Annotated in this window: 16 protein-coding genes and 2 pseudogenes; 15 read left to right on the top strand and 3 right to left on the bottom strand. The window is 70.7% G+C overall.

The annotated features are described in order from the left end of the window. Positions 1-431: 431 nt before the first annotated feature. Positions 432-2,678 (top strand): hypothetical protein, encoded by a 2,247-nt coding sequence (locus BLV72_RS31270; protein WP_093466457.1) that lies wholly within the window; start codon positions 432-434, stop codon positions 2,676-2,678. 504 nt (positions 2,679-3,182) lie between these two features. Here the strand turns inward: BLV72_RS31270 and BLV72_RS31275 are convergent. Then, on the bottom strand, positions 3,183-4,145 hold the full coding sequence (locus BLV72_RS31275; protein ID WP_093466459.1) for a hypothetical protein: 963 nt from the start codon (positions 4,143-4,145) through the stop codon (positions 3,183-3,185). Positions 4,146-4,443: 298 nt separating this feature from the next. Between BLV72_RS31275 and BLV72_RS31280 the strand changes: the two genes are divergently transcribed. The 10 genes and pseudogenes from BLV72_RS31280 to BLV72_RS31325 all read left to right on the top strand — a co-directional run bounded on the left by BLV72_RS31280 (position 4,444) and on the right by BLV72_RS31325 (position 14,864). Then, complete coding sequence (locus BLV72_RS31280; protein ID WP_167746428.1) at positions 4,444-6,615, top strand: HAMP domain-containing protein; 2,172 nt, start codon at positions 4,444-4,446, stop codon at positions 6,613-6,615. Positions 6,616-6,625: 10 nt separating this feature from the next. Next, positions 6,626-8,170: a poly-gamma-glutamate synthase PgsB gene (pgsB, locus tag BLV72_RS31285; RefSeq protein ID WP_093466462.1), complete on the top strand. Its 1,545-nt coding sequence runs from the start codon at positions 6,626-6,628 to the stop codon at positions 8,168-8,170. Continuing rightward, the gene (locus BLV72_RS31290) at positions 8,167-8,649 is read left to right on the top strand and encodes a poly-gamma-glutamate biosynthesis protein PgsC/CapC (RefSeq protein WP_014056460.1); all 483 of its coding nucleotides are present in this window, start codon (positions 8,167-8,169) and stop codon (positions 8,647-8,649) included. Before pgsB ends, BLV72_RS31290 begins: the two co-directional genes overlap by 4 nt. Positions 8,650-8,670: 21 nt before the next feature. After that, entirely contained in the window at positions 8,671-9,732 is a 1,062-nt protein-coding gene (locus tag BLV72_RS31295; RefSeq protein ID WP_093466463.1) for an NlpC/P60 family protein, read from the top strand. Between the two features lie 113 nt (positions 9,733-9,845). After that, positions 9,846-10,283, top strand: coding sequence for a Fur family transcriptional regulator (locus BLV72_RS31300; RefSeq protein ID WP_059143305.1), 438 nt, complete (start codon positions 9,846-9,848; stop codon positions 10,281-10,283). 33 nt (positions 10,284-10,316) lie between these two features. Further along, positions 10,317-12,545 carry a catalase/peroxidase HPI gene (katG, locus tag BLV72_RS31305; protein WP_093466465.1) on the top strand — a complete coding sequence of 743 codons (2,229 nt, stop codon included), beginning with the start codon at positions 10,317-10,319 and terminating at the stop codon, positions 12,543-12,545. Between the two features lie 219 nt (positions 12,546-12,764). Continuing rightward, positions 12,765-13,174, top strand: a pseudogene (locus BLV72_RS31310) (sortase-dependent protein). After that, complete coding sequence (locus tag BLV72_RS31315) at positions 13,171-13,785, top strand: class F sortase (protein WP_093466466.1); 615 nt, start codon at positions 13,171-13,173, stop codon at positions 13,783-13,785. The pseudogene BLV72_RS31310 and the gene BLV72_RS31315 overlap by 4 nt, the downstream one beginning before the upstream one ends. An 85-nt stretch (positions 13,786-13,870) precedes the next feature. Next, on the top strand, positions 13,871-14,362 hold the full coding sequence (locus BLV72_RS31320) for an RNA polymerase sigma factor (RefSeq protein WP_014056466.1): 492 nt from the start codon (positions 13,871-13,873) through the stop codon (positions 14,360-14,362). Continuing rightward, a complete protein-coding gene (locus BLV72_RS31325) occupies positions 14,346-14,864 on the top strand; it encodes a hypothetical protein (protein WP_093466468.1) in 519 nt (172 codons plus the stop codon). The genes BLV72_RS31320 and BLV72_RS31325 overlap by 17 nt, the downstream gene beginning before the upstream one ends. Positions 14,865-14,898: 34 nt before the next feature. Here BLV72_RS31325 and BLV72_RS31330 read toward each other — a convergent pair whose 3' ends face one another. Together BLV72_RS31330 and BLV72_RS31335 are read right to left on the bottom strand one after the other, a co-directional pair. Further along, a complete protein-coding gene (locus BLV72_RS31330) occupies positions 14,899-16,494 on the bottom strand; it encodes a solute symporter family protein (protein ID WP_093466469.1) in 1,596 nt (531 codons plus the stop codon). Further along, on the bottom strand, positions 16,491-16,886 hold the full coding sequence (locus tag BLV72_RS31335; RefSeq protein WP_093466471.1) for a DUF485 domain-containing protein: 396 nt from the start codon (positions 16,884-16,886) through the stop codon (positions 16,491-16,493). Before BLV72_RS31335 ends, BLV72_RS31330 begins: the two co-directional genes overlap by 4 nt. Positions 16,887-17,425: 539 nt before the next feature. Here BLV72_RS31335 and BLV72_RS31340 point away from each other — a divergent pair. The 4 genes and pseudogenes from BLV72_RS31340 (at position 17,426) to BLV72_RS31350 (ending at position 22,443) form a co-directional block, all read left to right on the top strand. Then, positions 17,426-18,813: pseudogene (locus BLV72_RS31340) on the top strand (L-lactate MFS transporter). Positions 18,814-18,874: 61 nt separating this feature from the next. Then, positions 18,875-18,961 carry an MFS transporter small subunit gene (locus tag BLV72_RS52135; protein WP_413116947.1) on the top strand — a complete coding sequence of 29 codons (87 nt, stop codon included), beginning with the start codon at positions 18,875-18,877 and terminating at the stop codon, positions 18,959-18,961. 144 nt (positions 18,962-19,105) lie between these two features. Beyond that, the gene (locus tag BLV72_RS31345; RefSeq protein ID WP_093466472.1) at positions 19,106-21,997 is read left to right on the top strand and encodes a sensor histidine kinase; all 2,892 of its coding nucleotides are present in this window, start codon (positions 19,106-19,108) and stop codon (positions 21,995-21,997) included. Then, on the top strand, positions 21,994-22,443 hold the full coding sequence (locus BLV72_RS31350) for a roadblock/LC7 domain-containing protein (RefSeq protein WP_059143295.1): 450 nt from the start codon (positions 21,994-21,996) through the stop codon (positions 22,441-22,443). The genes BLV72_RS31345 and BLV72_RS31350 overlap by 4 nt, the downstream gene beginning before the upstream one ends. The last annotated feature ends 13 nt before the right edge of the window (positions 22,444-22,456 follow it).

Here is a 22,456-nt window from a genome sequence, read left to right on the forward strand (position 1 = left end):
ACGGAGGGTGCGGCCCCGCAGGGGAAGGCGTCGCGAGGGGCCACGGATGGCTAAGCGTGGCTCCTCCGCATGGGGTCTTTCTGCGGTCACCGGCTCCTCCTGCCTGGGAAAGGGGAAAGATCATTTCCCTTTCCCTTGGCGGATCGGTGAATTCCGCAGGGATGGGGGCCGAATTCACTGTGGCCGCTCCGGCACCGGGGGTGGCCCTGCCCCCGCGCCGCGCGTCGCGTGCTCGGTTACCGCACGCTCGGTTGACGCCTCAAAGCGGCGCTTTTCGGCCAGCTTTGGTGCGTACCTGGCAGTGATCTCTTCCGGTGGCGAACCTGTGGGGCGTAAAAGTGCCCACTGATCCCCCGTCACTCCGCCCCGCCGTCATCCCCTTCAGGTTGCTCCCCGTCATGTTGATCCACCGTCAAGGAAGGATCCGCCTCATGTGGTACCGACGGATCGGACAGACCGCCGTGCGCCGTGCCGGAGCGCGCGGCACCCGCGCCCTCGTGTCCGGCTGTGTCCTGGCCGCCCTCGGGCTGGCGGCCGGCCCCGCGCCCGGCGCCCTGGCCGCCCCCGCCCCGGTGTCAGGCGCCGCCACGGACGCGTCCGCCGTGCCGGTCGTACCCGAGACGACGGCCCACACCGTCACCCTGGTCACCGGCGAGCGCGTCACGCTCCGCCCGGACGGGAGCGTCGTCGTGGCGCCGCGGCCGGGTGCCGAGGCGGACTATGTCACCCGGCGGTTGGACAACGATGTCTTCGTCATTCCGCTGACCGCGCTGCCGTATCTGGGCCGCACCCTGGACCCCGCGCTGTTCAACGTCTCCGCCCTCGCCGAGGCCGGTGTCACCACCACCCCGGTGCGTCTCGAGGCCACCGCGGGCGCCACGGCGCCGCCCTCGGGCCCCGCCTTCGGCGCGGCGCTGGCGCGGCAGATCGGCGCCGAGGCGGTGAAGGGATCCATGGGCGAGGGCCCGCTGTTCGGCGGCGTCACCTCCGTCGCACCGGCGGTCGCCACCGACGGCTTACGGGACACTCCGCGCCCGTCGGTGCGGACGGACCACACGGTGAAGGTCACCGTGCTCGGTACGGACGGCAAACCCCTCCCGGGCACCACGTCGTTCGCCTTGGCCAACGCCGACGACGCCGCCCTCTATCAGGAGCCGTTCCTCGATGCCGTCGACGGCGAGACGCGGGTCGAGGTCCCCGCGGGCCACTACACCGCGATGGTCTCCGCCCCGGCCTTCGACAGCGCCGGTGAGCCGGCCGGTGTACGCATGGCCACCGCCGAGTTCACCGTCCCCGACAGCGGCACCGGCACCGAGGCCGTGCTCGATCTGCGCAAGGCGACCGAGCGGGTCACCTTCTCGACCCCGAGGCCCGCGGAGGAACACCAGCTGATCCTCCACTACCTGCGCCAGGACGCGAAGGGCGCGGTGGCGGTCAACGGCGGCGTCGGCGTCTCCGGCGGCTCGCCCGTCCAGGTGCAGCCCTCCGGCCGCCCCGTCACCACCGGCGACCTGCGCTTCAACGTGTACACCCACCGCAGGGCGCCGGCGGACGCGGCCACGCCCTATTCCTACGACCTGAAGCTGGCCAACCCCGCCGGCACGATCGCGAAGAACCAGCACTACAAGGTCACCGGACGCCACCTGGCCACGGTGCGCACCAACTACCACAGCGATACGCCCGGCCGCGCCCAAGAGGTCGCACGCCTGATGTACCTGCCGTACGAGACCAGCGGCGAGGCGCTGTCCGAGCCGTTCAAGACCCCGGCGCGGCGGACCGAGTACGTCGGGGGCTCCGCCGGTGCCTCCTACGCGGACTGGCTCAAGGCGGGGGAGCGGCGCTTCGTGTCCCAGGAGCAGCCCCTCGTGCCCGGCCGGACCACCACGGTCGACTGGCTGCGCGGCCCGCTGGTCCCGGGCTTCACCGAGCCCGCGCGGGGCGCCGCCGCGGACGGGACGTGGTACTGCTCGGCGTGCCGCAAGGGCGACGCCCTCACCTTCTCCCTGGGCACGGCCACGGTCACGGACTCCGCCGGACACCACGTCCTCGCGGTCCCGTCCGACATCACCTCCTCGCACTTCGCGGTGGTCTCCGGTGACACGACCCTGTACGAGGGCGACGGCGTCCCCGGCGGTGTGCTGACCGTGCCGCCCGAGAAGGCCCCGTACACGGTGGTGTACGACCAGACCAGGACCAACGGCGACTTCCGCCAGTCGCTGACCACGCACACCGAGTGGACCTTCGCCTCGGGGCACTCGGGCGGCCAGACCGTGCCGGACAACTGGACGTGTGTGTCGGAGGCGGGCGAGTACGAGGGGCCCGCCGAGTGCTCGGCGCTGCCGGTCGTCGTTCCGCACTACCGGCTGGACGCCGGGCTGGACGGTACGAGCCCGGCCGGTGACGGCCATCTCGTCGTCGGCTTCGGGCATGTGCCGGGCGTGGTGGCCCCGCCCGCGGTCACCAAGGCGCGGGTCGAGGTGTCCTTCGACGACGGCCAGCGGTGGACCGCGACGTCCATCACCACGCTCGGCAAGGGCCGGTTCCGCGCGGACTGGACCACTCCGGACGCGGCGGCGGGCCGGGACGCGTCCCTGCGCGTCACCGGGACCGACGCGGGCGGCAACGCGGTGACGCAGACGGTGAGGAGCGCGTTCACGGTGGCCGCGGCCCGCGGCTAGTCCGCCTGCGGCGCGCCGTTCCCCTCCCCGCCCCTTCCCGAAACTGGGGCTGCGCCCCAGCCCCCGGATCGGGGGCTGCGCCCCGGGCTCCGGATCGGGGTTGTGCCCCGGGCTCCGGATCGGGGTTGTGCCCCGGGCTCCGGATCGGGATTGTGCCCCGGGCTCCGGATCGGGGCTGCGGCCCGGGCTCCGGATCGGGGTTGTGCCCCAGCCCCCGGCCCGGGGTTGTGCCCCGGGCTCCGGATCGGGGCTGCGCCCCAGCCCCCGGCCCGGGGTTGTGCCCCTGACTCCGGTCCGAGGCTCCGCCCCAGCCCCCGGCCCAGGGCTCCGCCCCAGCCCCCGGCCCGGGGGCTCTGCCCTCCACCCCGGACCCGGGCTCCGGCCCTCCCTGCCGCCGCCATGCGGCTTCGCCGCGTGGCGGGGCTCCGCAGCGGACTTCGGGGTCCAGGGGCGGAGCCCCTGGTAGTGGGAAGGGGCGGGGGACGGGGAAGGTCCACCGGGTGGTCAGCCTGAGTCGTCCTTCGCCCACCGCGAGGTCACCGTGTCGAGGGCCGCCGCCGCATGCCGGATCCCCGTGTCGCTCGCGCGCACCGACCGTGCGAACTCGACGTGCAGGAACGGCACATGGTCGGCGGCGGCCCTGCGGCCCTGGACGTTGTCGCGGCCCTCCAGGGGACAGCCGCGGACCCAGGCGCGGCAGACGGTGAGGTGCCGTGCGGTCAGCGCGGCCGCGAGGCGGCGGGCGTCCGCGCGGCCCGCCGAGCCCGTGCCGGTGGAGGCGACGGCGTCCCGGCCCGGCGCCGAGTCGTCGGCGAAACCGTGGACCTGGACGCCGGGCAGACCGCGCCGGGCGAGCTCGTCGCAGACCGCGTCGAAGACGGAGTCCGTACGGTGGGCGGCGTCCGCGGCATCGTCCTCCCCGGCTCTGCGGTGGGCGCCCGCGAGTACCAGGACGCCGCCGGGGGAGCCCAGGAGTACGCGTGCCCCGAGCCGTTCGGTGTCCGCGTCGGAGACCGGGTGCGGCACCTGGACCGACCAGCGGGCGGGCGCGGAGAGGTCCACGTAGACCCGGCCCCAGCCGCGCGGGGCGGGTCCGTCCTCGGTGCGGTCGGACAGTTCGGCGTAGCGGCGGCCGGTGCCGGTGTCGGTGAGGGTACGGAGCCGGAAACCGGCGTCGGCGAGCGGCGGGCGGGCGCGGTCCGGGTGTCCGTCGAGGATCAGGCCCACCGCGTCGGCGACGGCCCGGCGTTCGGCGCGGCGTGGCTCCCGGTAGCCGGAGTCGGGGCCGAACCCGGCCGTGAAGTCGGTGATCCTGCGCTCCAGCGGGACCTCGGGGGCATCCGCGCCGTCCGAGGCGGGGTCCCCGCCCGACCGGCCGATCGTATACGCGCTCAATGCCGCCAGGAGCAGTCCGAACGCGACCGTGACAGCCGCCACAGTGATCGACTTCGCTCGTATCTCCGCCATGACCGTCTCATCGTAACGACCCGTTTTACGAGGGCATATCAGGATGGAGCGGGCGAAGGATGGCGCAGAGGTGAACGACCGGCAAAGAAGGGAAGACCGTCGTTTGCCCAGCCTTGGTCATAACCAAACTGGTTTTCTCGTTATTTCTCTAAGATGTGCAACCCTTTGATCCGTCTGGCTGTCTGACGGTCCGGATCGCACTCGAGTGCGCTCTGTGTGGTGTGAGTTGCATGAGAGGAGCCCATCCGTGGCCGCTTCGCGCTCGAAGCGGCGGCACAAGGTCCGCCGAAGGGCCGACATGTCGCTTGTGGGGGGTATTCGGCCGCCCATAGCGGTGCTGTCGGTTCTGCTCCTCTCCCTCGCGGGAATCACCGCCCTCACTCTGGGCAAACCGGACAACGCCCTGGTTCCCAAGGCGGTCCTGACCTCGCAGCAGTACGTCGCCGAGGACGGCGCCATCGCGCTGCGGGCGTCACTGGACGAGTCGGTCACCGACCTCACCAGCACCGCGACCCTCTTCAACGAGGGCCGGCCGGTCTCCGCCGACACCGTCCTCGACAAGGTCGGCAACGTCTACCAGAAGTGGCGCGGCACCGCCGTCATCGAGATCAAATCGGGCAAGATGCTCGCCGCCCGCGGCGAGAACGTCCCGCTGACCGCGATCGATCTCACCAAGCTCTCCCGCAGCGACGGGCTGGACCCGCGCATGGTGCGCCTGGAGAACGGCCAGACCCGGCTGATCATCGTCGCCCTGCTGTCCTGGAAGGGCCGGCCGCAGCAGCTGCTCGTCGCCTCCAGCACCCTCAGCTTCCCCGGTGTCGACCTCGGCCCCGGCCGCGCCATCGGCGTCGTCGACTCCACCGGCCATCTGCTCTCCAGCCACGGCGCCCTGGACAGCGAGCGGGCGAGGAAGCAGCTCACCTCGTTCGCCAAGACCGCCGCGCGCAAGGGCCGGCAGCACCCCGTCAAGGCCAAGGAGCCCGGCGCGGGCGGCTACACCGGTGTCAGCGGCCACCTCACCGGGGGCGCCGCCAAGGAGGTCCGCACCGTCGGCGGCTACGCCACGCTCGCCGCCCCCCAGGCCGGTGGCGCCACCACCGCCAGCAGCCTCGGCCTGACCGTCGTCACCGAGGTCGACGTCTCCGCCAAGGTCTCCCAGATCACCCGCCCCGCCTTCGGCGTGGCCGCCGCCGGCGCCCTGCTGGTCATCGGCGGGCTCGCGGTGATCGTGCTGCTGGGCACCGTGCAGCGCCCGCTGATCCGGCTGTTCCTGGAGAGCCGCCGCCTCACCCGCGGCGATCTGGCCCGCCCGGTGAGCGTGCCGAGGGCCGGCGAGGCCGCCCGGGTGGGCGCCGCGCTGGAGCGGCTGCGCCGGCAACTCCAGGGCGAGCCCGCGGACGTCGAGGGCCCGGCCGTGCGCAAGGGCCTGGGCGCCCGCGCCCTGCTCGCCGTCTGCGCCGTCCTGCTGCTGGTCTGGTCGGTCCCGCTGATGCTGCTGCTCAACCGCGCCGACTCCGCCGTCAAGGTCCCGGTCCAGATCGTCCACGACCAGAACTCCCGCACCATCACCCTCAGCGACCGGGTCCGCCGCGCGCTCAACGAGGGCCACGCGGATCTGTCCGCGGTGGCCGCCCTGATCGGGGACCGCACCACGCCCGAGGACATGAAGAAGGTGCTGGAGCGCACCATGCAGGACCACGACCGCTATGAGTCGGTGTACGTCCTCGGCGCCGACGGCGAGATCCTCGCGCGGGCCGGCCACTCCCCGCACCACGAGGACGGCAAGGCCCCCTCCGAGCAGGCCCTCGAGGTGACCGGCGAGGGCGGCAAGAAGCCCGTGGTCACCGCCACCGCCCAGGCGCCCGGCCGGGGCGGCGCCGCCGTCGTCGGCGAGTTCCGCATCGAGTTCGTCAACGCGCTGCTGGGCCGCCAGGGCATGGGCGAGGTCCGTGTCGTGGACGCCAAGGGCCGGGTCATCGGCGGCGACTCCGGCTACATCGCCTTCGAGAAGGCGCCCTCGTACCTGAACTCGCTGCTCGCCACCAAGAAGGCGCACGCCACCGTCCAGCGCGGCGGCACGGTGCGGGTCGCGGCCGTCGCGCCGTTCAGCGGCGGCGGCGCGGCCAAGTCGCTCCAGTGGTCCCTGGCCAGCTGGCAGCCCGCATCCAGCCTGGCGATCCCGGAGTACAGCCTGCAGAACCGGACCGTACTGGCCGGACTGCTGGGACTGACCGCCGCGGCCGCCTGCCTGGGCTGGCTGCACATCGTCGTCGTACGGCCCCTGCGCGCTCTGGCCGGGCTGGCCGAGGCGCTCGCCGCCGGCGACCGCAAGACCGTGCTGTTCCCGCGCCACCACGACGAGGTCGGCGCCGTCGTCCGCAGCCTGGAGCTGATCCGGCAACAGCTCCAGGAGCAGCCCCGCAAACGGGACGGCGGCAGCCGGACCCCCGCCGGAGTCGGAAGGAACTGAGGCTCTCACCGTGCTCTTCCTCTACACCGTGCTCGTGGTGTGCGAGGCCGTCCTGCTGATCGCCGGCATCGTCGAACAGCGGCGGCACCAGACCAACCTCGACATGATCCCCACCCGGGTCCTGGTCAACGGCATCCGCGGCAAGTCCTCCATCACCCGGCTGTGCGCGGGCGCCCTGCGCGGCGGCGGTCTGACCACCGTGGCCAAGACCACCGGTACGGCGGCCCGCTTCATCCACCCGGATGCCACCGAGGAGCCCGTCTACCGCAAGTTCGGCATCGCCAACGTCGTCGAGCAGATCGGCATCGTGCGCCGCGCCGCCGCCTACAACCCGGAGGCGCTCGTCATCGAGTGCATGGCGGTCATGCCGGCGCTCCAGGAGATCAACCAGTCCAAGCTGATCCGCTCCACGATCGGCGTGCTGTGCAACGTCCGCGAGGACCACCTGGCCGAAATGGGCCCGACGCTGGACGACGTGGCGCGCTCCCTGTGCCGGTCCATGCCGGAGAACGGCATCTGCGTCACCGCCGAGCAGGACCGCTTCGACATCCTCCAGGAGGAGGCGGACGCCCGGAACTGCCAGTTGATCTACGCCGACCCCAAGACGGTCAGTGACGAGGAGCTGCGCGGCTTCAGCTGGTTCACCTTCAAGGAGAACGTGGCCATCGCGCTCACCGTCGCCGAGCTGGCGGGCGTCGACCGCGAGACCGCCCTGCAGGGCATGTACGACGCCCCGCCGGACCCCGGTGTCCTCTCCGTCGAGCGGTATGCCACCGAGGACGGCAAGAAGCTGCGCTTCGCCAACGTCTTCGCGGCCAACGACCCCGAGTCGACGCTGATGAACATCAACCAGCTGCTCGACCTCGGCGCCATCCACCGCCCGCTCAACGTCGTCATCAACTGCCGTCCCGACCGCGTCGAGCGCAACGGCCAAATGGGCGAGATCATCCCCGACCTCGACCCCGAGCGCGTCTTCGTCATCGGGCATCCGGCCAAGTCCGCCATCGACGCCATCCCGGCCGAATACCGGGGCCGGGCGGTGGACCTCGGCGGCGACCGCCGGGACCCCGAGGAGTTCATGGCCGAGCTGCTCGGCCGGCTCAGTCCCGACGCCCCCCTCGCATCGCTCGTCGCCATCGGCAACATCCACGGCCAGGGCGAGCTCCTCCTGGAGCACCTCGCGGAGCTGCCGGCCGACGACAGCGCCGAGGACGCACCGGCGGCCCCGTCGGCTCCGGAGGCCGACGAGCGCCATGTCGAGTACGTGGACACGATGCAGCTCTACGCGCCCCGCCTGGACCCCTACCAGCGCTACCCGGAGGCGTACGAGAACCGGTACGCGCCCCAGGCGCACGTACCGCATCAGCGCAGCTCCGAGCAGGAGCAGCCGTATCCGCGGCAGACCCACGACCAGGGCTCCCGGGAGCCCTGGCCCGCGGTGATCCCCACCGCCGAATCCCCGCAGCCCCGCGGCCTGTTCGAGCCGCGTGTCCCGCCCGCCCCGCCCGCCGACGACTCCCAGCAGGGGCAGAACCCAGGAGAGCAGCACCGTTGATCCCCGCCGTCCTCACCCCCGAGATCGCCGCCATCGGCATCGCGATCGGGCTGCTCTTCTCGCTGGTCTGCTATCTGACCACCAACCTCTCGCCCGGCGGCATGATCACCCCGGGCTGGCTGGCGCTGACCCTGGTCGAGGATCTGCAGCGGGCCGCGATGGTGGTCGGCGTGACCGTGCTCACCTATGTGGGCACGCTGCTGATGCAGAAGTTCGTGATCCTCTACGGCAAGCGGCTGTTCGCCGCGGTCGTGCTGCTCGGCGTGACGCTCCAGGCGACCGTGATGATCATCCTGTCGCTGGAGTTCCCGCTGATGTACGCGAACCAGACCCTCGGCTTCATCGTCCCCGGACTCATCGCCTACCAGCTGGTCCGCCAGCCCAGGGGGGCCACCCTGCTGTCCACCGGGTCGGTGACGCTGATGGCCTATGTCGTCCTCACCGCCGGAATCCTCCTCGGCGTCATGCCGTCCGCCTGACCCACGACCGGAGCCGATCCCATGCCACCCAAGAAGAAACGCCCCGTCCTGCACGCCGTCACCGTGCTCGCGCTGCTCGGCGCCAGCGGCTATCTGACCGTGGAGCTCAGAAAGGACGAGCAGGCCAAGACGCCCGCCACCCAGGCGGTCATCGACGAGCTGACCCTGGAAGGCGGCACCGGCCGGCAGAACGGCAAGCAGACCTGGGAGCGGCTGAAGAACCCCGAGCGCACCATCCTGCGCGGTGAGAACGGCCAGATCCTCGCCACCTTCACCGACCGCGCCCGCACCGCCACCCTGCGTGGCCCCTCGCGCACCTTCAGCGAGCCCGCGAACACCAAGTCCAAGGTGATCACCGAGGACTGGGTGCGGCTGATGCCGCAGCCGTGGACCGCGGGCGCCGAGAAGGAGCAGTGGTTCAAGAGCTGGTTCAAGGAGAACTACGGCAGCAAGAAGGAAGACCTCTTCGCGATCGCCTTCCAGTATGTGCAGGGCGCGCCGGTCAAGAAGGACGCCCAGGGCATCCCGTACGCGGGCGACGCGGTCTTCGGACCGTTCAAGCCGGACGGCGTGGACCGTCTGGAGCAGAACGACTTCTACGACTACCTCGGCATCTCCTACACCTTCCGCAACGGCACCACGCTGGCCCCGCGCCAGGACCGCTACCGGGCGCTGGACTGCTCCGGTTTCATCCGCATGGTGATGGGCTACCGCGCCCGCTACCCCCTGATGGCGACCAACGCCCTCGGCGACGGCCTGCCGCGCACCGCCGACGGCATGGCCCGCTCCAAGACCGGCGTCGACGTCATCAAGATGCAGGGCCCCGCTCCCTGGTACACCCGGCCCACCAACATCGACGTTCTGCAACCCGGTGACCTGCTGTTCTTCAAGATGGATCACCGCACCGGCAACCATATGGACCATGTCGCGTTGTACCTGGGGCTGGACACCGACGGCCATCGGGTCTTCGTCTCCAGCCGCAAGGAGCAGAACGGCCCCACCATCGGCGACAACGGCGGTGTCTCCCGTATCGACGGCAACGGCTTCTACGCCGGGCTCTTCCGCAGCGCCAAGCGCCTCTGAGGGCCGCAAGGAGAAAGCACCCGAAAATCGGGCAAAACTTTTCCGCGTTGCGGCAGACTTTAACGCCTCGTTTCCTTGTAGCGTTCGCGTTTATGCGGGTAGGTTCTAGCGCCATGACCGCATCCCAGACTCCGACCACTGCCGAGGAGCTGCGCGGTGCCGGCCTGCGGGTGACGGCCGCCCGAGTCGCGCTGCTCGAAACCGTCCGGGACGGTGATCACCTCGGTGTCGAGGCGATCGCCTCCGGGGTACGCGATCGCGTCGGCCACATCTCCCTTCAGGCCGTGTACGAGGCCCTCCACGCGATGACCGCGGCGGGCCTCGTACGCCGCATCGAACCGGCCGGCAACCCCGTCCGGTTCGAAGGACGCGTCGGCGACAACCACCACCACGTCGTGTGCCGGTCCTGTGGTGCCGTCGCCGATGTCGACTGTGCCGCCGGTGAGGCGCCCTGCCTGACCGCGTCCGACGACCACGGCTTCTCGATCGACGAGGCCGAGGTCATCTACTGGGGCCTGTGCTCCGACTGTTCCACCGCCACGAGTTCCTGAGCACCATGATCCGCCCAGCTTGGAAGGATTCCCATGTCCGAGAACCATGAGGCAATCGTCACAGACGCGAAGACGGAGGAGGCGGGGGGCTGCCCGGTCGCGCACGAGCGCGCTCCGCATCCGACTCAGGGGGGCGGCAACCGTCAGTGGTGGCCGGAGCGGCTCAATCTGAAGATCCTTGCCAAGAACCCGGCCGTGGCGAACCCCCTGGACGAGGGGTTCGACTACGCGGAGGCCTTCCAGGGGCTTGACCTCGCCGCGGTGAAGCAGGACATCGCCGAGGTGCTGACCACCTCGCAGGACTGGTGGCCGGCGGACTTCGGCCACTACGGCCCGTTCATGATCCGTATGGCGTGGCACAGCGCGGGCACCTACCGGATCAGCGACGGCCGCGGTGGCGCGGGCGCCGGTCAGCAGCGCTTCGCCCCGCTCAACAGCTGGCCGGACAACGGCAACCTGGACAAGGCGCGCCGTCTGCTGTGGCCCGTGAAGAAGAAGTACGGCCAGGCCCTGTCCTGGGCCGACCTGATGGTCCTCACCGGCAATGTCGCCCTGGAGTCGATGGGCTTCACCACCTTCGGCTTCGGCGGCGGGCGCGAGGACGTCTGGGAGTCCGAGGAGGACGTGTACTGGGGCCCGGAGAGCACCTGGCTCGGCGACGAGCGCTACACCGGCGACCGTGAGCTGGAGAACCCGCTCGGGGCCGTGCAGATGGGTCTGATCTACGTCAACCCGGAGGGCCCGAACGGAAACCCGGACCCGATCGCGGCGGCCCGCGACATCCGTGAGACGTTCCGCCGGATGGCGATGAACGACGAGGAGACGGTCGCGCTGATCGCGGGCGGCCACACCTTCGGCAAGACCCACGGCGCGGGCCCGGCCGACCACGTCGGCGCGGACCCCGAGGCCGCCACCATCGAGGAGCAGGGCCTGGGCTGGCGGAACACCTACGGCACCGGCAAGGGCGCGGACGCCATCACCTCCGGCCTGGAGGTCACCTGGACCACCACGCCCACCCAGTGGAGCAACAACTTCTTCGAGAACCTCTTCGGCTACGAGTGGGAGCTGACCAAGAGCCCGGCCGGCGCCCACCAGTGGCGGCCGAAGGACGGCGCGGGCGAGGGCACGGTGCCGCACGCCCACGACTCCTCGAAGAAGATCGCCCCGAACATGCTCACCACCGACCTGGCGCTGCGCTTCGACCCGGTCTACGAGCCGATCTCCCGCCGGTTCTACGAGAACCCCGACCAGTTCGCGGACGCCTTCGCCCGCGCCTGGTTCAAGCTGACCCACCGCGACATGGGCCCCAAATCGCTGTACCTGGGCCCGGAGGTCCCGGCGGAGACCCTGCTGTGGCAGGACCCGCTGCCGGAGGCCGAGGGCGAGGTCATCGACGCCGCGGACATCACGGCCCTCAAGGCCAAGCTCCTCGACGCGGGCCTGAGCGTCGCCCAGCTGGTCTCCACGGCGTGGGCGTCGGCCTCGACCTACCGCGGCAGCGACAAGCGCGGCGGCGCCAACGGCGCGCGCATCCGCCTCGAGCCGCAGCGCGACTGGGAGGTCAACGAGCCCGGTGAGCTCGCCACCGTGCTGCGTGCCCTCGAGGGCGTCCAGCAGGCGTTCAACGCCGGTTCCGGTGCGAAGAAGGTGTCGCTGGCCGACCTGATCGTCCTCGGCGGTGCGGCCGCCGTGGAGAAGGCCGCCAAGGACGCCGGATACGACATCGAGGTGCCCTTCACCCCGGGCCGTGTCGACGCGACCGAGGAGCAGACCGACGCGGAGTCCTTCGTCGCGCTGGAGCCCACCTCCGACGGGTTCCGCAACTACGTCGGCAAGGGCAACCGACTCCCCGCCGAGTACCTGCTGCTCGACCGGGCCAACCTGCTGACCCTGAGCGCCCCGGAGATGACCGCCCTCGTCGGCGGCCTGCGGGTGCTGGGCGCCAACTACCAGCAGTCGTCGGCCGGTGTCCTCACCGAGACGCCCGGGGTGCTGACCAACGACTTCTTCGTCAACCTGCTCGACATGGGCACGACGTGGAAGGCCACCTCGGAGGACCAGAGCACCTTCGAGGGCCGCGACGGCGTCACCGGTGCGGTCAAGTGGACCGGCACCCGGGCCGACCTGGTCTTCGGGTCCAACTCCGAGCTGCGGGCGCTCGCCGAGGTCTACGCGAGCGATGACGCGAAGGAGAAGTTCGTGAAGGACTTCGTCGCCGCCTGGGTCAAGGTCTCCAACCTCGACCGGTTCGACCTCGTCTGACACATCTGAGCACGACGTCCAGGACGGCCCGCACGGGCCGTCCTGGACGTTTTTCCGTCCGGCCTTCATTGAGGCGTTCAGCCCGTCCTTCCGCCCGGACAGGGCCGACCGACATACTTTGCCGGCTCTTTACAACGCGCCGCGCCGCTGCCTCGTCTCTCCGCTCGATCCGTAACCCGCCCGCCGCACAGCGGGCGGACCGACGAAAGAGAGCGATTCATGCGCCGAACTGTCCTCAGCGCGATGACACTCGCGTGCGCCGCCGTCCTGGTGAGCACCGCGCCCGCGTTCGCCGACGAGAAGACCCCGGCCCCCGCGACCCCTCGTCCGCCGCGGCCCCCGCCCAGAGCGCGGCGCCCACCCGCGGCCCGGCCGCCGGCCCGGTCCCGAGCCAGCAGCGGACCCGGCCGGGCGCCGCCACCCCGGCCCCGAAGGAGGAGCCGACCAAGACGCGGGACCGCGGCCAGGTCGGCGTCATCCCGAGGGGCGCGCCGAACACCGGCGTGACGGCCAAGTCCTCCGGCTCCGGGACCGAGGGCGAACTGATCGGCGGGGGCGCCGCCGCTGCGCTCGTCGCGGGCGGCGCGGCGGTCTTCGTCGTCCGTCGCCGGCGGGCGACCGGAGCATGACCCCGTTCTCCAGGCGCGCGTTCGCCACGGCGGCGATGGCCTCGCTGCTCGTGGGCTGCGGCGGCCACCCGGCCCGGCAGACCACGGCCGGACCAGGCTCCGGGAGGACGTCACCGCCTTCCCCGACCCCCGTGAAGGCGGCGCGTCCCCTGGGGCGTTCGGTCCCGGTTCGGCTGCGGATCCCGGCCATCGACGTCGACACCCCGGTCATGCGGCTGGGACTGGCGCCGGACGGAAGTGTGCGGGTACCGCCGGTCACCGAACACGACCAGGCGGGCTGGTACCGGCACTCGCCGACACCGGGACAGGTCGGCCCGTCGGTCATCCTCGGCCATGTCACGGTCGGCGCCTACGGTGACGGGGTCTTCCGGCACCTCGCGCGGCTGCGCCGGGGCGACCGGGTCGTGGCGCGCCTGGAGAACGGCACGTCGGCGGAGTTCGCCATCACCGCCGTACGGACGGTGGCCAAGGCGGACTTCCCGGCGGACGCGGTCTACGGGGACGTGGACCGACCGGAGTTGCGGCTGATCACCTGTGGCGGCCCGCGCTCCGGCGACGGCTACCTCGACAACGTGATCGCCTTCGCCGCGCTGACCTCCGCCGGCTCCTGACCCACCCCTGGATCCCGGGCCCATGGAACCCACACCGGCGGCCCGGGGTCTTCCCCTCCGAGTGCCATCACGACCATGGAGCGCGTTGAAACGGTCCCGTGACAGGGCGGCGTCCGAGCTGTTCGCCGCCCTCTACCCACGCCTCGCCGGCTGGTGCCGCCGGCTCGTCGACGACGACGAGACGGCCCATGAGATCGCCTCCGAGGCGTTCACCCGGCTCTGGGCCCGCTGGACGTCCGTGGAGGAGCCCCGTGGCTTCCTCTACGTCACCGCGGCCAATCTCGTCCGGGACCACTGGCGCAAGATGGAGCGCGAGCGCAAGGCCATGCGCCGGGCCACCTCCGAAGCCGCCCTCCGCCCCCACGCCGAACAGTCCGACCCGTCGGTACGCCTGCTCGTACAGTCGCTGCCGGAACGACTGCGCGTTCCGATCCTGCTGCACTACTACGCTGACATGCCGATCCGGGAGGTGTCCGTACTGACCGGGCGCAAGGAAGGAACCGTCAAGGCCGACCTCCACGCGGCCAGAGAACTGCTCCGCGTCCACCTGAGGAGAAGCCTTGACCCCACACTGTGACGACGGCCCGGAGCTGGAACCCGACGATCCCCTCGCGGTGATCCTGCGGCCGACCTCCGACTACCTCGGCCCGCCCCCCGGCCGGTACGAGGCGATCCGCCGCGCGGCTGCCCGCCGCCGGCTGCTGCGCACCGCGGCCGGGGTCGGCGTGTCCTGCGCCGTCGCCGCCCTCATCGCACTGCCGCTGCGTCTGACGGCGCCCGAGACACCCGCGCGCCCGACGGTGCCGCTCGCCCCGCCGCCCGCGACGGGCCGTACGACGCCCCCGCTCCCGTCGGCGCCCGCCAGTCGTCCCTCGGCGTCGCCCACCCCGTCGGCGCCGTCCAAGGTCCCCAGCCAGCGCGCCACGCGCGGGCCCCGAGGCGAGACCGCCGGCCCCCGGGACAGCGGGGACGTCCCCCTCCGCGGGCGCTCGACGGCACCGAGCTCCTCGGCGCGGGCCGAGCCGTCGGAGCGCCGGAGCGGCGCCCTCCCCACCCCCGGCAGCATCCGCCGGCCGTAGGCGGCCCCGAGCGGGGCCGCCCAGAGCGGTCCGGCTACGCCTTGGAGCCGATGCCGGTCAGCGACCGGACTTCCATCTCCGCCTGCTTCTTGGAGTCCGAGGACTCCTTGCTGAAGACCGTGCCGAGGAATCCGCAGAGGAAGGAGAGCGGAATCGACACAAGGCCGGGGTTGGTGAGGGGGAACCAGTGGAAGTCCATGCCCTTGATGACGGACGTGGAGCTGCCCGAGATCGCCGGTGAGAAGATGATGAGCACCAGGCCGGACCCCAGACCGCCGTAGATGCTCCACAGCGTCCCGGTCGTGTTGAACCGCTTCCAGAACAGCGTGTAGAGGATCGTCGGCAGATTGGCGGACGCGGCGAGCGCCAGCGCCAACGACACCAGGAAGGCCACGTTCTGGCCGTTGGTGACGATGCCGCCGAGGATGGCCATGAAACCGATCACGAGCGCCGTCAGCCGCGCGACCCGGATCTCCGAGCGCGGGTCGGCCTTGCCGTTGCGGATCACGTTGGCGTACACGTCATGGGCGAACGAGGCCGAGGCGGCCAGGGTCAGCCCGGCCACCACCGCCAGGATCGTCGCGAAGGCCACCGCGGAGACGACGCCCAGCAGCATCGCGCCGCCGATCTCGAAGGCGAGCAGGGGAGCGGCGGAGTTCTCGCCGCCCGGGGCGTTGACGATCCGGTCCGAGCCGACCAGCGCGGTGGCGCCGTACCCGACGATCAGGATCGACAGATAGAAGATGAACATCGACCAGGAGCACCAGACCACCGAACGCCGGGCCTCCTTGGCGTCGGGCACGGTGTAGAACCGCATCAGCACGTGCGGCAGGCTGGAGATGCCGAGGACCAGCGACAGGGACAGCGAGACGAAGTCGAGCTTGGTCATCGAGTTCTCGCCGTACCAGCCACCGGGGTTGAGCAGCTCCCCGCCCAGCGGGCTGTTCTGCGCCGCCTGGTCGAGGATCGCCGAAAAGCTGAACCCGAACTTGCCGAGCAGGAACACGCTCATGAAGGTCACGCAGATCAGCAGCAGGCCCGCCTTGATGATCTGCACCCAGGTCGTGCCCTTCATGCCGCCCACCAGGACGTAGAAGACCATGACGAGGCCGACGCCGGTGATGATGAGGGCCTGCCCGCCCTTGCTGTGCACATTGAGCAGCAGGGCGATCAGACCGCCCGCGCCCGCCATCTGGGCGAGCATGTAGAAGAACGTGATCACCAGGGTGGAGTTGGCCGCCGCCGCGCGCACCGGGCGCTGCTTCATGCGGTAGGCCATCACATCGCCGACCGTGAACCGCCCGGTGTTGCGCAGCCGCTCCCCGACGAGCAGGAGGGCGACCAGCCACGCCACGAGCCACCCCACGGAGTAGAGGAACCCGTCGTAGCCGTGGACGGCGATCGCCCCCGAGATGCCGAGGAACGAGGCAGCGGAGAGGAAGTCGCCGGACAGGGCGATGCCGTTCTGGACACCGGTGAAGGCGCTGCCCGCGGCGTAGTAGTCGGAGGTCGTCGAGTTTCTGTTGGTGGCCTTGTAGACGACGAACAGCGTGATGATGACGAAAGCGAAGAAGACGCTCAGGTTGATTATCGGGCTGCCGGTCGTGCGGGCTGCGATCTGCAATGTCATTCCTTGCCGACTCCCGCCAGCTCGTGGATCGTGTCCACCTGCGGGTCAAGTTTCTTGCGCGCGAAGCGCCGGTACGTCAGGACGATCGCCATCGTCGTCACGAACTGCAGCAGGCCGAAGACGGTGCCGGTGTTGACCGCGCCGAACAGCTTGCGGCTCATGAAGTCGTGGTCATAGGCCGAGAAGAGCACGAAGGTCATGTACCAGCACAAGAAGAAGGCGCTCATCGGGAAGATGAACCAGAGCAGTCTCCTGCGGAGAAGTTTGAACTCCGGGCTCTGCTGAATCGCCTCGAAATCGGGCTCCCCGATGTCGTCGCCGCGATCGGCGAACCCCGTTCCGGTGGCCCGCTCGGATGGCAAGGAAGCGGGCGGTCGCACCGATTTATTCATGGTTTTCTCCGGGGTGTTTCTGACGAGGCGTCGGTTCGGAGCGCCCGCGCTCGAGCGGTAGATGGTGAGGGGCGACCGGCGGGCCCTTGGCGCCGCAAGTCTAGTGAGGCGCCGGACACAGTCAACGCCGCCCCCTGCTCCCGGCGGTGCAGGTGGGCGAGTGTCCCGCTATGCAGCGGGCTTCGGCGCCATCTCGAATATGGCAGGAGTGGTCGCTGAACCAGTACTTTGTCTCTCCTTCCCGTGTTGTCCATTTTGACTTGGTGTCAGGTTGGCGGTGGCCGCTCAGGGTTGCGCCTTGAGGACATTTCGGGACCCGGCGTTGTGTCCCAAGTGTCGCCACTGGTAGAACCTCATCTCGGGTAGAACGTCCCATCGTGCGTGAGCATGAGTGCTGTGAGCGTGCCGCTGTGCAGTGAGTCTGCCACTGGCATATGACGGCAGCCCCGCGCTCGCCACTGCCTCCCCCGAGGTGTTTGGATAGGTTCGAAATCGCAGTCTGCGGGGGTGCTCTCAAGAAGCCGGAGGTAGGTTGATCTGTGGGTTTCCTCGATCGCTCTCGCATCATCGCAGGGGCGGGGTGGAATCGTTGGCTGATTCCGCCGGCGGCGCTTGCGATCCACTTCTCCATCGGCCAGGCGTACGCCTGGAGCGTCTTTAAGATACCTCTGGAAGATTCCCTAGACATCTCCGGGACGGCTAGCGCCCTCCCGTTCCAGATCGGCATTCTGGTACTTGGGCTCTCTGCCGCGTTCGGGGAACGCTGGTCGAGAGAAAAGGCCCGCGCTGGGCCATGTTCGTCGCGCTCGTGGCCTTCTCCACCGGCTTCCTGGTCGCCGCCCTCGGCGTCGCCACGCGCAATTACTGGCTGGTCGTTCTCGGGTACGGCGGTATCGGCGGGGTCGGGCTCGGCATCGGCTACATCGCCCCGGTGTCCACCTTGATGAAGTGGTTTCCGGACCGGCCGGGAATGGCCACCGGTACGGCGATCATGGGTTTCGGCGGCGGCGCGCTGATCGCCTCCCCCTGGTCGACGGAGATGCTCAAGGCGTTCGGCAGCGACACCAGCGGCATCGCGAAGACGTTCCTGGTGCACGGCTTGGCCTACGCCGCCTTCATGTCGCTGGGCGTGGTGCTGGTGCGGGTGCCGCCCGAGGGCTGGCGGCCGGCCGGCTGGACGCCGAGCGACGACGCGGCCAAGCCGCTGGTCACCACCGCGAACGTCTCGGCGAAGAACGCGGTGCGCACGCCCCAGTTCTGGCTGCTCTGGGTGGTGCTGTGCATGAACGTTACTGCTGGTATCGGGATCCTGGAGAAGGCCGCCCCGATGATCCAGGACTTCTTCCAGGACACGGACAGTCCGGTGAGCGCGAGCGCCGCCACCGGCTTCGTCGCGCTGCTGTCCCTGGCCAACATGGCCGGTCGCTTCGTATGGTCCTCGGTCTCCGACCTGGTCGGCCGGAAGAACATCTACCGCCTGTACCTGGGCGCCGGTGCCCTGCTCTACCTCACGATCATGCTCGAGAAGGACAGCAGCACCGCGCTGTTCGTCGCCTCGACCATGGTGATCCTGTCGTTCTACGGCGGTGGCTTCGCCACCGTTCCGGCCTACCTCAAGGATCTCTTCGGCACCTACCAGGTCGGCGCGATCCACGGCCGGCTGCTGACCGCGTGGTCGGTCGCCGGAGTCGCCGGACCGCTCATCGTGGACTCCATCGCGGATTCCGCGCATGAGTCCGGGGACACCGGCCCGGCCCTCTACACCTTTTCGTTCACTCTCATGATGGGGCTGCTTGTCATCGGCTTCATCGCGAACGAACTGGTGCGTCCGGTGAATCCGAAGTTCCATGAACCTGAGCCGGCGGCCCGGGTGGAGTCGGCGCCCCCGGAGGAAACCCCCGACCCCCTTCCGGCAGAGAGGCGGTAAGCCGGTGACTGACGCAGACAGCCCTTCGCCGGGCGTGGCCAAGACGGGTTCTCCCGTGGTCATGGTCGTGGCATGGCTGTGGGTGGCTGTGCCGTTTCTGTACGGTCTTTACCAACTGGCCGAGAAGAGCAGCAAGTTGTTCGAGTAAAGGCAGGCGCGCCGGCGCATCGCCGAAAGCGATGTACCGGCGCGCTGCCGGGCGTTCGACTTTCCCCAGCCGGGGAAATCCCAGGAGAAACGGCATCGTGATACATCCCTGTGGGCAAGCCGGTCCGAGCGCGGAGCGCGCCTCATGACCCCGGGCAGGCATGCGGCCGCGCGCGATCGCTCACCGTCGTGGTGGGCCGGCGTCGTGGAATGGCGCAACTGGCGGCTGCCCGTGAAGCTGGGTGCCGTTCTGGTGGTGCCCGCCCTCCTCGCCGTCGCCTTGGGCGTCGTGCAGATCCAACGCGACGTCGAGCGCGCGAACACCTACGCGGACGTGCAGCGGCTGGTCAGACTGCGCGACGGGCTGATGCCGTTGATCAGCGATCTGCAGATGGAACGGACCATGTCGGCCGAGCGGCTGAGAGGGGACCACGCGTCCGCCGATCGGGCCATGCTCCGGCAGCAGAACCAGCGCGTCGACCGCGCCCAGGCCGCCGTCACGCGCACCACCAAGCGGGCACAGGGCCTCGAAGGGGTATCGGCGAACCGCTATCGCGACGCGTTCAAACTGCTGGACGGGCTGCCCGCGCTGCGCAAGCAGGTGACGTCCACGGACATCGGCTCGTGGACCGCGGTGACCGAGTACAGCAAGATCATCAACGGTCTGCTCGACCTGGACCAGGCGCTGGGCAGCCGGTTCGGTGACCCCCAGCTCTCCGGACCGGCCACCGCGCTGTACGACCTGGAGCTGGTCCGGGAACAGGTCCACCTCCAGCACGTGATCGTCATGGACGCGCCCGACCCCGGCAGGCTGGCGGACCCCAAGCTCATCAGGGCGCTCCAGGAGTCCGACATCCGCATGCGGGACAAGCTGAGCGACTTCCGCGCCGTGGCCACCGAGGGGGACCAGCGCGCCTACCAGCGGACGGTCACCGGCCCGGAGGTCCAGCGGCGCACCCGGCTGCTGGACGGGGTGCTGTCCCAGACGGGGTCGCAGAGCGCCGGGCAGAACGCCGCCGACGCCGCGCCGTTCTCCGTCCGCGACTGGAACCGCAGTTCGGAGGCGACCGGAACCCTCATCAACACCGTGGAGAAGCGGCTTGCCGACCGGCTCCGCGTGACCTCCGCCAAGCTGCAGGACGAGACGAGCGACCGGGCCGGTGCGGAGTCCGTGCTGCTCTTCGCCGTGCTCCTGCTCGCCTTCGCCATCGGTATCGCCATCGCCCGGCATCTGCTGCGGTCGCTGACCGTGCTGCGCTCCACCGCGCTCGACGTGGCCGAGCGCCGGCTGCCCGAAGCGGTGTCGAGCATCCGCGAGGGCGAGATGGCGACCACCTCGATCAGCGCCGTGCCCGTCCACACCACCGAGGAGTTCGGGCAGCTCGCGAGGGCCTTCGACGCGGTGCACGGCCAGGCCGTACGGCTGGCCGCCGAACAGGCCGCGCTCCGCGGCGACCTGCGCGACACCCTGGTCAACCTCTCCCGGCGCAGCCAGAGCCTGGTGGACCGGCTGCTGCGGCTGATGGAACAGCTCGAACTGCACGAAGAGGACCCGGACCAGCTCGCCAGCTTCTTCAAGCTGGACCACCTGGCGACCCGGATGCGGCGCAACAACGAGAACCTGATGGTCCTGTGCGGCAGCACCCCGGTCCGCCCCTCCGAGCAGCGTGTGCCGCTCGACAATGTGCTGCGGGCCTCGGTCTCCGAGATCGAGCACTACCGGCGGGTGGTGGTGGAGCCCGTTCCCGCCGCCGAAGTGATCGGGTACGCTGCCGGTGACCTGGCGCGAATGATCGCTGAGCTGCTGGACAACGCCACCGCGTTCTCCCCGCCGGAGACCCAAGTGGTCGTCAGCAATACACTGCGCCTGGACGGTTCCGCACTGATCGAGGTCCGCGACGAGGGATTCGGGATGAGCGGGGCCGAATTGGCCAAGGCTCATCGGCGCGTAGCGGGGGACGTATCCGTGGAGGTACCTACGTCCCGGCAGATGGGCTTGACCGTCGTCGGCCGCCTGGCCCGTCGCCACGGCGTCACCGTGGAGCTGATCTCGGAGCGCGACACCGGCGGTGGGCTGCGCGCGGGTGTGCTGGTCCCGGCCAAGCTGATGCTCGGGGACAAGCCCGCCCTCGCGGGCCGGGAGAGCTCCCTGCCCGTCCGGCGGACCTCCAAGACGGCCGAGCCGGTGGGCACCCGCCGGGAGACCGGCGCGGCCCCGACGGCGCCTCTGCCGCGCCGCGCGACCGACGGTGCCCGCTCGCTGCGCGCCGGGGATTCCCCGGCCGGCTCCGGGGACACGGGCCGTTCCCTGCCGACCCGCTCCAGCGGCTCGCGGGCGTTCGTGGATTCCTCGCAGCCCGGCGGACTGCCGCGCCGAATACCTCCCGCCAAGACCGGCCGGCCCGCCCCGGTCGGCGAGGACGCGCCGGGGAAGGCCGCCGCCCTCTCCGGCAACGGCAATGGGCCCGGCAACGGGAACGGCAACGCCCCCGCCGACCGCCGTGCCGTACAGCCGCCGGGACAGCCACCGCTGCCATCGCGGCGTTCGCGTCCGGCCGTCCAAGGCGACGCCCCCTCGCCGTGGTTCGCGTCGACCGAGGCCGACACGGCCCCGGCGGGCCCCCGGCCGAGGAGACGGCCGAGAGCCGGAAGCCGGCGGACCTCCCGGCGTCCGAGCTCCCCCGGCGGCCCGCCCCCGCCGCGCCCGCGTCCCCCGGCGAGAGCCGGCCCGCTGCCGTCGATGACCCCGGCCAGATCGTCCACGAGCGGCCGGGCGCCGCGGACGCGGGCGGAACCACGCAGGCCGGGCTGCCCCGGAGGGTGCCGCGCCAGGGCCCGGGCACGGAACGGCCCAAGCCGCGCGCCACCGAAGAGCGCCCCAAGCCGCGTGGAGCCGGGGACGAGGAATCCGCGCGGCGGAACGCCGGCCGCACCCTTACGTTCCTCAGCAATTACCAGTCGGGCATCCGCCGGGGTCAGCCCGACGGACGCGACGAGACATAAGGTCTCAGCGAAGATGGACAGGAAGAACCAATGACCTCACCCCAGCTGCGGGAGGTGAGCCAGTTCGGATGGCTGGTCACCAATTTCACCGAGCGTGTGCCCAATGTGGCGCACGCCGTGGTGGTCTCGGCCGACGGACTGTTGCTCACCGCGTCGGACGGGCTGGCGGCCGAGCGGGCCGAGCAGGTCGCCACCATTGCCGCGGGGGCCATCAGCCTGATCCAGGGCGCCGCGCAGTGCCTGATGACCGGTGATGTGCGGTCCTCGGTCATTCAGATGGAGCTCGGGAACATGCTCCTGATGTCGATCAAGGACGGCTCATGCCTCGTGGTGCTGGCGGCGCCGGACTGCGAGATCGGTCAGGTGGCCTACGAGATGACCGTACTGGTCGACCAGGTCGGCGAGATGCTGACCCCCGAGCTCCGCGCTGAGCTGCAGGAGCTCAACCTGCAGGGCGTGAAGCGGACATCAGCCCAATAGGCCGGACGGGGAG

The organism is Streptomyces melanosporofaciens (assembly GCF_900105695.1).
In the GTDB taxonomy this organism is placed as follows: domain Bacteria; phylum Actinomycetota; class Actinomycetes; order Streptomycetales; family Streptomycetaceae; genus Streptomyces; species Streptomyces antimycoticus.